The organism is Bradyrhizobium sp. Ec3.3, from assembly GCF_000472925.1.
Classification (GTDB): Bacteria; Pseudomonadota; Alphaproteobacteria; order Rhizobiales; family Xanthobacteraceae; genus Bradyrhizobium.
The window spans coordinates 1-11,691 of record NZ_AXAS01000068.1 but is presented as its reverse complement, the minus strand read 5'-3'; the positions used below and the strand labels follow the sequence as shown (position 1 = coordinate 11,691).

Below are 11,691 nucleotides of genomic sequence, written 5' to 3'. Positions count from 1 at the left end.
GATCAGTCCAACTCAAAGGACGATCTGGCTGCCTTGACCGACGAGGCGATGAACCGATGCACTTCCTGAACCCTGCGCGTTCCGTGCGTGTCAGGATGTGACGTCAGCCAATAGCTTCGAACGAAGCGGACGTCGGGAAGCAAGCGCCGCAGCTCCGGGTAACGCCTTGCAGCGTAGTCGTGCAAAATGCCGATCCCGTGCCCGGTTCGGACCGCCTCCATCTGGGCAATGACGCTGCCGCACTCGTAGCGGCGAGACATCAGCCGGCCGAGAACGGACGCATAGTCGAGAGCCCGGCTATAAGCGAAGTCCTCGATGTGCGTAACGAAGAGACGACCGGCTAGATCGGAATGAGCCTTTATCGGCCCCTCGCGCTCGAGATAGCTCTCCGAGCCGTATACGCTCAGGGTGTAGTCGGTCAGCTTGGACAAGATGAGCCGGCCCTGCTTCGGCCGGTCGAGTGTGATCGCGATATCCGCCTCCCGACGCGAAAGCGAGAACGTGCGCGGGAGTGGCACGAGTTGAATGATCAGCCCCGGATGGCGCGCAGCCAACGCGCCCAGATGCTCAGCCAGGAAGTAGTTGCCAAGTCCATCGGGTGCTCCAACTCGCACCGTGCCGGTGACGGCGTCTGCACTGCCGCCGATGCTGGCGCCAACCTTGAGAAACTCGCTTTCCGCGCGCTCCGCCGCCTGGACCAGGGCCTCCCCTGCGGCAGTTAGCGAGCAGCCGGATGTGTGTCGTTCGAGCAGCTTCGCCTTCAGGCTCTTTTCCAGCGCGGTTATCTGACGCGCAACCGTCGCGTGATTCAATCGCAGATTTTTTGACGCTTTGAGCATCTGCCCTGCGCGCGCGACTTCCAGGAATATTCTCACCCGCTCCCAATCCATATCCTACACTTTCTGCACAATAGAGTCGCAATCCCGTTCGTTGATGTGCATTTTTATGTACCGCGTATCGTCTGCGATCAAGCATTCAGTGCGGGGAGCAGCCGCGCCCAGCTTCTGACCGGCGAACTTGCGTGAGATCGCAGAAGCAGCGGAAAAGCTACGCCACGCCCGTGTCGGACGAGAAAAACCCGTCCTCCCGGGCCTTGTGAACATCGGCAAGAAGAGCCCTCGGGTCCAGCCTGACGCCGCTCGACAAAACGAAGTCCTCCTCTGGAATGAAGGAGAGGATCTTCTCGTCGCTCATGAGCGAGACCAGCAGGCGCCCCGACGCGGTTCAGAGAGTCGGAATCCTCTCGCCAACATCCGAGCTGATGCGAAACGGCCTGGCGCCTTCGCGTATTTGTCGCCATCGAGCATGCACAACTGAGACGTCTCGCGCGCCGTCTCGGCGAGTTCATCGAGATACGACCGGCATTCGCGGTTCAGGACGAACTGCGACTGATAGGCAAGGCCAAGGAAGTACAATTTGCGGCCAAGAAAAACGCGGCCCTCCTTGTCGGCACATTCGAGAATCCCGGCCGCCGGCATCAGATTGACGAGTTCGCAGCTCATCGATTTCGGAGCGTCGACGCATTCGGTCTCTTGCGCGATTTCTAAAACGACGCTAGCTTTTCGACGTCCGCTATAATGAAAGTATGTCCATTATAGTGGAATCAGGAGCAAGCCGTTGCGATCGGCCTGTGGAGGCCCCTGCCGATCCGTCGCTCAGCGCCAGGCCTTGAAGGCGCCGCCGCGCGCCGCGCATTGGAGGGAGAAGGATGATGAAGTCGTCGTTGTCGGCGGTTAGCGCCATTTGCCTTGGCCTATTCGCTCTGATCGGAACGGCAAGCGAAGCCGCCGCCGCGGCCAAATGCATGAAGGGCGATCGCAAGCCGCCATTCACAATCGGTTGGGCCGATATCTATTCGGTGCCGACCTGGATGAAGGAGACACAGGGGACGATCGAGAAAGAGGTCGACGAACTCAAGAAGCAGGGTCTCGTCTCGAAACTCGTCGTCACTGATGCCCGGGGCGATGCCAACACCCAGATCCAGCAAATCCAGTCGATGATCGATTCCAATGTCGATGCGATCATCCTCATTGCCGGCTCGTCTTCCGCGCCGGGCCGCGTGATCGCCGACGCCTGCGCCAAGGGCATCGCCGTCATCAATTTCGACAGCCTCGTCGACACCGATCAGGTCACCGCCAAGATCAATACGGATTCGGAGCAGTGGGGCGCGAGCGCGGCGAAATTCCTCATCGACGCGATCGGCGGCAAGGGCAAGATCCTCGTACTGAACGGCCCGGCCGGCATCTCCGTCAGCGATGACCGCCGCAAGGGCGCCGAGCCGGTGCTCAAGGCCAACCCCAATGTGACCATCCTCGCCGAGACGAACACCGCCTATAACGTCGCGCCGGCCCAGGAAGCGGTGACCAACCTTCTCTTCGCCCATCCCGAGATCGACGGAATCCTGTCGCTCGGCGGCGCTCTCTCGGCTGGCGCGGTTCTCGCCTTTGACAAGCAAGGCCGCAAGCAGGTTCCGATCACGGGGGAGAACGCGCGCCAATTCCTCGAACTGTGGAAGGCAAAGAGCCTCAAATCTTGGGCGACGATGCAGCCCAATTGGCTCGGCGCTTTTGCGACCTACGCGGCCGTGCAGGCGTTGACTGGCAAGGATGTCCCCGCCTTCGTCAAGATTCCTTTGCCGATCATCGATAACTCGAACATTGACCAGTATCTGGCCAAGGCGAAAGATTTCCCGGCTGACGGCTACATCTACTCTCCTTACGATCAGAAGCTCTTTGACGAGCTTCTGGCTCAAAAATAGGCCAGAACCGGGAACGGTCGCGAAGATGACGCCTGCTCCGACCCTTGCCGCACGCGGTGTGTCGAAGTCGTTCTTCGGAAATCCCGTGCTGCGCGACGTGTCCATCGCGCTTCATCCGGGCCGGATTCACGCGCTGCTCGGCGAGAACGGAGCGGGCAAGTCGACGCTGATCAACATCCTGTCGGGGGCTCTGCTCCCCGACGAGGGCGTCGTGGAAATCGACGGCCGCTCGTTTCGCGGGCTCAATCCCCGCGACGCGCATCGCGCGGGCGTCGCAGTAGTGCAACAGGAGCTCGGCCTCACCAGCCAGCTCTCCATCGCCGAGAACATCGGCCTTGGCGCACTGCCGCGCCGCTATGGATTGATCGACTATCGCTGCCTCGCCCGGCGCGCGCGGGCGGCGATGGACCTCGTCGGGCTCGACGAGGATTTGGCGACCCCGGTTGGCGACCTGCCGCTCGGCCGGCGCCAGATGGTCGAGATCGCCAAGGCTTTGTTTCGAGAGCCGCGCGTTCTCATTCTCGATGAGCCGACATCGTCCTTGTCCGCACACGAGGTCGAGACGCTGACGAGCCTGCTCGACCGCCTTTGCGCAAAGAACGTCGCCATTCTCTATATATCGCATCGACTCAACGAAATCATGCGGGTGTGCCAGCACGTCACCGTCCTCAAGGACGGCGTCGTCACCGCGGACCGGTCGATTGAGGGCGTCGAGGCCGCGGATCTGGTGCGACTGATGGTCGGCCGCGACACAGGCCACCTCTTCCCCGCCTGGACACCGACCACCGACCGAGATCCGATCGTGTCGGTCTCGGGTCTTTCCGCCGGCGTCTTGCGCAACATCGATATTTCGATCCGGCGCGGCGAGGTTCTCGGCGTCGGCGGATTGGTCGGGCAAGGACAAGAGGATTTGCTCCTCAGTCTCTATGGCGCCCTGCCCGCCTCCGCGCGGACCGCAGAGTTCAACGGCAGAGCGAAGCTTCCCTCGTCGGTTCGCAAGGCCAACGCGCTGGGACTTGCCTATGTGCCGGCTGATCGCAAACGCGAAGGCCTTCATCTCATTCACAACATCGGCTGGAACCTCATGCTGCCAAGCTTCGCACGCGCATTTGGGCTGTCGTTGCGCGACCGAACGAAAGAGCGTGCGCTCGCCAGCGCGCTCGCCGACCGCTTCACGATCAAGGGCGATCTCACGCGGCAAGTGCAGGCGTTGTCCGGTGGCAACCAGCAGAAAGTGGCGCTGGCGAAATGGACGCCGGCCGAGCCGCAAGTTCTGTTGCTGAACGATCCGACGCGCGGCGTTGACGTCGAAACAAAGCGCGAAATCTACGCGCTGCTGCGCCGTCTCGCCGGCGAAGGCAAGGCGATCGTGCTTTCAAGCTCCGATACGCCCGAACTCGTTCATCTTTGCGACCGCGTCGCCGTGATGCGCGAGGGGCGGATCGTCGCCACCATCGAACGCGAGGCCCTGAGCGAAGAGGCCATCGTGGCCGCCTCGATGGGCGCAGACCTCATGAGGACGGCAGCATGAGCGCGGCCGGAAGTGCACCGCGGCTGTATTGGCCGGCGCAACGACAGCGCAACCGAGGCGTCAAAGGCCTTTTGACCGTCGTAGCGGCGTTTCTGGCCCTTTACGCCTATCTCTTCCCCGGCCTCATCAGCGTGAGCGGCGTCGCGAAATTCTCGCAGAGCTGGCTGCCGCTCGTGCTGGTCTCGATGGCGCAAGCAATACTCATGCTTGCCGGCGGCGTCAGCCTGGCGATCGGCGCGATGGTCAGTCTGGGCGCGGTCATCGCCGCGACCACGATGGCCGGCCCGCTCGGCGTCGCCGGTGGCGCGGCTTTGGTGATGGTCGCAGGTCTCGTCACCGGCGCGGCTTGCGGAATAGTCGTCGTGCGTCTTGGCCTGCCCGCCATCGTCGTCACGCTCGCTGCCTCATTCATAGTTGGCGGCGCCGCCCTGCTGATCCTGCCAAGACCGGGCGGCGCGATCCCCGCATGGTTGTCGGATTCGCTTGCCGGCGAGACGCCTGTGGCGGCACTGCTCGTCATCCTCGCCGTCGTCCTCTGGAAACTCTATCTCGCCACGCCCCTTGGCCTTAGCCTCTACGCGGCCGGAGAAAATTCCGTCGCCGCGTACCGCGCCGGCGTGCCCGTCGACTCGGCACGGATCGCTGCCTATGCCGTCAGCGGGCTGCTTTCGACCTGCGCGGGCCTCTTCGTCGCCGCACAAACGGGCTCGGGCGATCCGGTGATCGGCGAAGCATTCACGCTCAACTCGATTGCCGCGGCAGTTCTCGGCGGCGTGGGCTTTCTCGGCGGCCGCGGAGCGATGCGCGGCGCGGTTGCCGGCAGCCTCCTCCTCAGCGTCATGATCAACGTGATGTATTTCCTCGGCTTCCCGCCGGTCGCGCATTACATCGCGCAAGGCCTGATCATCGTCGGCGCCGTCGCGCTGCCGGAATTTACGGCGCGCAGGAGTTCGCCATGAGATCGACAGAGACGGTCCGCTTTCCAAAGTTCCAACGGCGCACGCTGCTGATGAGCCGGCCTTTCCTGACGGTTCTGATCGTCGCCGCTCTATGGATCGCCGCGTCCTTCGCAAAGCCAGGTTTCGGGGCCTTTGGCCATCTCCGCTATCTCGTCGAGCTTGGCGCCGTCGTCGGTCTTGCCGCTATTGGGCAGACGTTCGTCGTCATTGCAGGCGGCATCGACCTTTCGGTCGGCGCCATCATCACGGTCAGCGCCGTCGGCGTGCCTCTCGTCTCATTTGCCGGCGACGAGAGTGGTGCGTTTGCAGCTCTCATAACCCTGGCCGCTGCGACCGTGATCGGGGCCCTCAACGGAATCGGCGTCGCTCTCTTGCGCGCCCATCCCATGATCATGACCCTGGCCATGGCGACCTTTCTGCAGGGTCTTTTGATCCTGCTTGCCGGCGGCAGCGCAGTTTCAGCGCAGAGTCCATTGCTGGAGTGGCTCGGCTCCGCGCGGCCGACCGGCGTCCCTGCCGGCGTCCTCGTTTGGGCCGTCGCGTCGACCCTTTCGCTCATCGCGCTACACGCGACGCCATTCGGCGCGCGCGTCTTCGCGCTCGGCGCTAATTCGCTTGCAGCCACCCTCTCCGGCGTCAATGTTCGATCGACGACCGTCGCTGTTTACGCGATCAGTGGCCTGACCGCCGGGATGACGGGTCTTCTCCTCCTCGGCATGAACGGGCAGGGTTACGTCGGGATCGGCGATCCCTACCTTCTTTCGTCAATCGCAGCAGTCGTGCTCGGTGGCACGTCGATCCTCGGTGGTTCGGGCACATATGCCGGCTCCATTCCCGGCGCCGTTCTTCTCGTGACGATCACAGCACTCATCACGGTGGTCAATGCCTCGCCGGGGTGGCGAAGCATTCTCTTCGGATCACTCATCCTCGCCCTGCTCCTGGTCTCGGGGCGAGAGTCGCGGCGAAGATGAGAGGTCGTCGAACCGATAGAGACGCGCCGCATTGGCAAAGAACAGGGCCCTCTGCTCATCGGCAGAAAGCTGGGAGGCGATGGCCTTGAAGGCGTCGTACACCTCATCGAACGACGCGTGGAGCCCCGCCACCGGGAAATCGCTGGCGAACATCGCCCGTGCCACGCCGAAACATTCGAGGCAGTGGAGCACCACTTCGGCCAGACTTTCGAGCGTCCAGTGATGATCATAGGCCACGAGATCGGAGATCTTGATCGATACATTGGGCGCGCGGCCCAGGCTCGCGAGAGCCTTTCGCCAACGCGACATCCCGTCGGGATCGCGGTCGATCGGGCTGCCGCAATGGTCGAGAACGAAAAGCTGGTTCGGAAAGTCCCGCGCCAATCTTTCCGCCCGAGCAAGCTGATTGGGGAAGACCATCAGATCGAAGGCAAGCGCGTGAGCCTCCAGCCGTGCAAGGCCGGATCGCCATTGCGGATCGTCGATGCAATCGCCCCGAGCGGCGAAACGGCGCGCGGGGTCCTCGCTCCAACTCAGGATATCGCGGACGCCAACCACGCGCGAAAAGCGTGCCTGCGCCTCGATCAAGGCCGGCGCTTTTGCGCTCGCCAGCGGAACGTGAACGACATAGCGCTCCGCAACGCGGTCCGTCTTGTCGAGCGTTTCGAGCCACCGCGTCTCACCGAGGCAGTCATCGCTCGCCCAACCGGCTTCCACGTGAACGCTGCCCACGACGTTTTGCCGCGCCGCATCGCGACGATAGTCCTCAGGCAGATAGTCGCGCCTGAGCGACGCAAGATCACCGAGACCGCCGCGTTCACCGGCTCTGACCGCGAGCCAATGATGCCGACCAAGGCTCAAGTCCCAAAGGTGATGATGCGCGTCGATGATCGGGCCGTCATACCTCAATGTCGCGCGGGCTCCACGAAAGGCGTCGCCGCCTGCCACCTGCTTCGACTATATCGTCCAATCGTTCGATCTCACAATGGCAAGGGCCTGCAATGATGAAACACTACAAGGTCAGCCCACGGATGGCGCAGGCGGTGACGTACAATGGCGCGGTTCATATCGCCGGCCAGGTCGCCGACAATCGCAAGGCGGACATCGCGGATCAAACGCGCCAGGTTCTCGCCAAGATCGACGCTCTGCTCGCCGAAGCCGGAACCAACAAGTCCAGACTGGTCGCGGTGAACGTCTTCCTGCCGCACATCACCGACTTCGAGGTGATGAACCGCGTCTATGACGCCTGGGTCGATCCCGAGAAGCCGCCGGCTCGGGCCTGCGTCGAGGCACGGCTCGCCGACCCCGACCTGCGCATCGAGATAACCGCCATCGCGGCGCTGTAGGTGGCGATTTGCCCTGTTCCGGTCCCCGAGATTGCAGAGCGGACAATTCTGGCTCGAAGATGAAGGATCATTCAGCCCGGACAGTCGACGGTGCCGACGCGCGCAAACTCCATTTCTGCAAAAAAGCGCTTCGGCGCTGAAAGGTCACCGATGCATCGCTCAATGTGGACTTACGCCTGGGACATACAGGACCTTGGCTTCGATCGCGTCATCGACGAATTGCGCGACCGCGCCGGCGTGAACAGCGTGAGTCTCGCGACGTCCTACCATGCGGGCCGCTTCGTTCAGCCGCGCAGCCCGGTACGTAAGGCCTATTTTCCCGAAGACGGAACGATCTACTTTCATCCGACGCCGTCGCGTTGGGATGGGGTGGCGGTCCGACCGAAGGTTGCCGAGGTCATCGCACAAGGCGGGGACGTCTTGCGTGAGCTCGTGCGTCGTCGCGACGCCGGTGGCCTGAAAGTCTGTTGCTGGACGGTATGCCTGCACAATACGCGCCTTGGTCTCCTTCACCCAGGCGTCACGACGCGCAATGCGTTCGGCGATCCGAACTATTATAGTCTCTGCCCGTCCAATCCCGACGCGCGCGCCTATGTCTGCGCCCTGGTCGAGGACGTCACTCACGCCTACCGCCCGGACATGGTCGAACTCGAGAGTCCGTCCTTCATGGGCTTCGCCCATGAGTTCCATCACGAGAAAGACGGTGTCGGCCTGACGGCCGAGGACGATTTTTTCTTGTCGCTTTGCTTCTGCGAGAGCTGTCGCGCCCGCGCCGGGGCAGCCGGCGTCGATGTCGAGGCCGCCCGTCGTCTGGTCGCACAATGGATCGTCGAGGCGTGCGAGCGCGAGACGCCACAACCGCGCTTTCCGGAATTTCCCGGCAGCGGTCTCGACAGCTTCCGCCAATTTCCAGCGCTCTATGATTATCTGCTTTGGCGAACGGAGCCGGTGACGAGTCTCATCGCGGAAATGAAGGCACGCGCGCACGCGGACAGTCGCGTCGTCTTGATTGATGTTGCCAACGGCTGGCTCGGAGGCTGCGATCTCGAGGCGATAGGCAAGGTCTGCGACGGGGCGATTCTTTGCGTCTATGGACGTTCGCCGGATGAATGTGCCGCGACCTTGACGCAAGGCAAAGCCGCGCTTGGGAACGAAAAGTTTCTTGGCGCTGGGCTCCGCGTGTTCCCGCATGACGTCACCGGCGCCGAAGGCCTGAGACGCCAGGCCGACGCTTGCATGAAGGCAGGCGCCAAAGGGCTGAACTTTTACAACTATGGTCTCGTCCCAGCGCCCCGGCTGGACTGGATCGGTCGGATCTAGAGTGCCACCATTCCGCACCAGAACATCCAGTCGCTTCCGACCTCAACGTCGTACTTTCGCACAAAACTCAGCTTGCCGTCGTCACCAACGGAAAAGACGGTCAACCCGGCTGGTCTGGACATTGTCGCCTTGGCGAACGTCGAGAGGTACCACGGCTGCCGTAACAAGCATCCGGCCGCTTGGATGGATCGAGAATGTTCTGCAATGGAACGTTTGCGTATCGATCGTCTGGATGAGCGTCGGCTCGCCACTTGCGGGATCGATCGAAAAGACCGCAACGGAATTCTCTCCGTCTCCATGCACCTTGCGGCCGGCGAACTCGACCGTTCCGTCCGAGCGGTTGGCGAGATAAACGAACCGCCCATTTGGGTGCACGTGGATCGGGCCGACAAATTGCACGGGCAGTCTCGCTTCGTCCTTTGCCGGTCTCCTCGCTGAAGGCCGCGCCGTCGATATACTCGAAAAACACCTTCGACAGCCGCCTTGCCGCCATGATCAAGGTTTGCAACGGTCACGTTCGCGCTCCCTTCGGACAGCGGCTGCGACGATTCTCAGCACGCCGCCGCAATCCTGGCGCGGAAGCTCGCCTGCCCCTGCATGACCTTGTCAAGCAGCGCGTCGAGCGCCCAGAAGCGCTCATGGATGTCGAAGTCGACAGCCCGGCTCCTGATGCAGGAGAACGTGCCGAGCCGCTGGTGATACAGTTTCGCCAGCTTGGGATAGCCCATCGGCTCGGCCATCGCGGCGAGCGCGAGATAGACGGAAAGATCGTCCGCCAGTGCCGGCTCGGTGGAATGGTGTATCATGAGCCACTTGTAGAGGTCCGGGTGAAAGTTCGTGAACACACCAGTGAAGCCTCGCGAACCGGCCTTCATCGCATCGAAGGCGATCGCCGCATTGGCGTTCACGACGGCAAGTTTTGAATTCTTCGTCAGCGCCACCCGGCGTTGCACGGTGGCGAGATCACAGGATACGTCCTTGAGAATCGCGAACCGTCCGCTCTCGGCGCAGAATCTCAGCTCGTCGTCGGACAAGAGCCGGCGGAACGGCGCGGGGCATTCGTAAAGACCGAGCGGCAGATCGGCCGGCAGGCGATCGAGCAACCACCGCAGGTGATCCATGAAAGCGGCACTGCCCTCGCGCTTTGGATCGAGGCGGTTCGTCACCAACACCAGGCCGTCGACGCCGGTGGCGGCGATCGAGGTGAGCTCGGTCAACTGATCCTGGCGCGATTCGCTGATGTGGCCGGACGCGATGACAGGCAGCCTGCCTGCTGCCTTTCGCGCGACAAAACGGGCCAGCTCAACGCGCTCCTCGAGGCCAAGGAACTGCATCTCGCTCGACTGGGCCACGGCGAACAGCGCATCGGCGCCGTTCGCTATGTACCACTCAATGAGGTTTTCGAGCCCCTGAAAGTCGATGGCATCCGCTTCGGTGAAGGGTGTCAGCATCACGGGAATGATGCCTTGAATTGATGCGGTCACGAGCCAGCTCCTAAAATGGCGGAATCACGTAGAGGCCGACGTTGCGCGCGTCGATGGGGAAGGTCAACGGCAGAACGCCGTTAAGCAGCGCAATCGGCATCACTCCGCGTGCTTGGATAGGTGCCTTGCCCTTATGTCACGTCCGAGTGGACGAGAGATGACGGGTAAGAAATACGACCCCGCGCGCGGCGCCATCGGCGCTCACACGCTGGGTTGAGAACGCGTCACCGACAAGTGGCGCATGCCCATCAGCTGGCGTCTATGCGCTGCCGGTTGCGCTAACGTGCACTTGAGAAGCGTTGGATCCGATCGCCTCGAATAGCCTTTTGGTCACGGTATCGACCGGTTGGAGGCCATCGATGCTCCTCAGCAACCTCAACGACCGATAAAACTCGATCAACGGCGACGTCTGTTGGTTATAGGTATCAAGCCGGATCTTTAGCGCTTCCTTGTTGTCGTCGGCGCGAACCGCTTCTCCCCTTAGCCTCGCTTCGCTTGCGCGCGTCATGATGCGATCCAGCAAGATCGCTTCGTCTACCTTCAATTCGATCACATGATCGAGTTCAATGCCGATACCGCGCAGATGATGGTCGAATGCTTCGGCTTGAGCGATCGTGCGAGGAAACCCGTCGAGGACAAAGCCGCGCTGCGCGTCGGCCTGCGAAACGCGACCAACGACGACCGCGACGATAAGCTGATCTGGCACCAGTTCGCCTCGCGCCATGATGCCTGCCGCCTTCTTCCCGATGTCCGCCCCGGCTTGCACCGCGGCGCGCAACATGTCGCCGGTCGACAGATGGGGAACAGCGAGCCTCTCGACCAATCGGCCGGCCTGCGTTCCCTTTCCCGCACCGGGCGGTCCCAACAGAATGATTCTCATGCTCACCTCCATCGCACGATCGTGTCCGACGTACTGGCTTCACGCCGGTCGGCGGTTCTGGCGGTTCTTGACGAGGTCGTCGACCACGGCGGGATCGGCGAGCGTCGAGGTGTCGCCGAGGCTGCCCGGCTCGTCCTCGGCGATCTTGCGCAGGATGCGGCGCATGATCTTGCCGGAACGCGTCTTGGGCAGGCCGGGCGCGAACTGGATCTGGTCGGGCGAGGCGATCGGGCCGATCTCCTTGCGCACCCAGGTCACGAGCTCTTTGCGCAGATCCTCGGTCGGCTCGACGCCGGCCATCAGGGTGACATAGGCGTAGATGCCCTGGCCCTTGATGTCGTGCGGGAAGCCGACCACGGCGGCCTCCGAGACCTTCTCATGCGCCACCAAGGCGCTCTCGACCTCGGCGGTGCCCATGCGGTGGCCGGAGACGTTGATGACG

The 11,691-nt window shown here is 62.6% G+C and carries 12 protein-coding genes and 1 pseudogene; 6 read left to right on the top strand and 7 right to left on the bottom strand.

What is annotated here, in order from left to right; all coding sequences use genetic code 11:
- Nucleotides 1–2 precede the first annotated feature (2 nt).
- Nucleotides 3–890, bottom strand: coding sequence for a LysR family transcriptional regulator (locus tag YUU_RS0139190; RefSeq protein WP_027527173.1), 888 nt, complete (start codon nucleotides 888–890; stop codon nucleotides 3–5).
- Between the two features lie 157 nt (nucleotides 891–1,047).
- A complete protein-coding gene (locus YUU_RS59400) occupies nucleotides 1,048–1,194 on the bottom strand; it encodes a hypothetical protein (protein ID WP_156944773.1) in 147 nt (48 codons plus the stop codon).
- Between the two features lie 514 nt (nucleotides 1,195–1,708).
- On the opposite strand from YUU_RS59400, the gene YUU_RS0139175 reads away from it, so the two are divergent.
- From YUU_RS0139175 to YUU_RS0139160, 4 genes are read left to right on the top strand one after another with little or no spacing between them, the layout of a single operon-like run.
- Entirely contained in the window at nucleotides 1,709–2,758 is a 1,050-nt protein-coding gene (locus YUU_RS0139175; protein WP_156944772.1) for an ABC transporter substrate-binding protein, read from the top strand.
- Between the two features lie 25 nt (nucleotides 2,759–2,783).
- The gene (locus YUU_RS0139170; protein ID WP_027527170.1) at nucleotides 2,784–4,289 is read left to right on the top strand and encodes a sugar ABC transporter ATP-binding protein; all 1,506 of its coding nucleotides are present in this window, start codon (nucleotides 2,784–2,786) and stop codon (nucleotides 4,287–4,289) included.
- Nucleotides 4,286–5,248, top strand: coding sequence for an ABC transporter permease (locus YUU_RS0139165; RefSeq protein WP_027527169.1), 963 nt, complete (start codon nucleotides 4,286–4,288; stop codon nucleotides 5,246–5,248). Before YUU_RS0139170 ends, YUU_RS0139165 begins: the two co-directional genes overlap by 4 nt.
- Nucleotides 5,245–6,219: an ABC transporter permease gene (locus tag YUU_RS0139160; RefSeq protein WP_051390140.1), complete on the top strand. Its 975-nt coding sequence runs from the start codon at nucleotides 5,245–5,247 to the stop codon at nucleotides 6,217–6,219. The genes YUU_RS0139165 and YUU_RS0139160 overlap by 4 nt, the downstream gene beginning before the upstream one ends.
- On the opposite strand, the gene YUU_RS53305 is transcribed toward YUU_RS0139160, so the two are convergent.
- Complete coding sequence (locus YUU_RS53305; RefSeq protein ID WP_035664624.1) at nucleotides 6,166–7,128, bottom strand: amidohydrolase; 963 nt, start codon at nucleotides 7,126–7,128, stop codon at nucleotides 6,166–6,168. The genes YUU_RS0139160 and YUU_RS53305 overlap by 54 nt on opposite strands.
- Nucleotides 7,129–7,220: 92 nt before the next feature.
- Here YUU_RS53305 and YUU_RS0139150 point away from each other — a divergent pair, with 92 nt between their 5' ends.
- Nucleotides 7,221–7,565: a RidA family protein gene (locus tag YUU_RS0139150; protein WP_027527167.1), complete on the top strand. Its 345-nt coding sequence runs from the start codon at nucleotides 7,221–7,223 to the stop codon at nucleotides 7,563–7,565.
- A 150-nt stretch (nucleotides 7,566–7,715) separates the two neighbouring features.
- Nucleotides 7,716–8,885, top strand: a complete 1,170-nt coding sequence (locus YUU_RS0139140) for a hypothetical protein (RefSeq protein WP_027527166.1) — start codon at nucleotides 7,716–7,718, stop codon at nucleotides 8,883–8,885.
- Between the two features lie 81 nt (nucleotides 8,886–8,966).
- On the opposite strand, the gene YUU_RS53300 is transcribed toward YUU_RS0139140, so the two are convergent.
- From YUU_RS53300 to YUU_RS53295, 4 genes and pseudogenes are all read right to left on the bottom strand, one after another.
- Nucleotides 8,967–9,284, bottom strand: coding sequence for a beta-propeller fold lactonase family protein (locus YUU_RS53300; protein ID WP_198031912.1), 318 nt, complete (start codon nucleotides 9,282–9,284; stop codon nucleotides 8,967–8,969).
- A gap of 152 nt (nucleotides 9,285–9,436) precedes the next feature.
- Complete coding sequence (locus YUU_RS0139130) at nucleotides 9,437–10,369, bottom strand: dihydrodipicolinate synthase family protein (RefSeq protein WP_027527164.1); 933 nt, start codon at nucleotides 10,367–10,369, stop codon at nucleotides 9,437–9,439.
- A 259-nt stretch (nucleotides 10,370–10,628) separates the two neighbouring features.
- The gene (locus tag YUU_RS0139120; RefSeq protein ID WP_035664622.1) at nucleotides 10,629–11,249 is read right to left on the bottom strand and encodes an adenylate kinase; all 621 of its coding nucleotides are present in this window, start codon (nucleotides 11,247–11,249) and stop codon (nucleotides 10,629–10,631) included.
- 39 nt (nucleotides 11,250–11,288) lie between these two features.
- Nucleotides 11,289–11,691: pseudogene (locus YUU_RS53295) on the bottom strand (acetyl-coenzyme A synthetase); the annotation flags it as partial.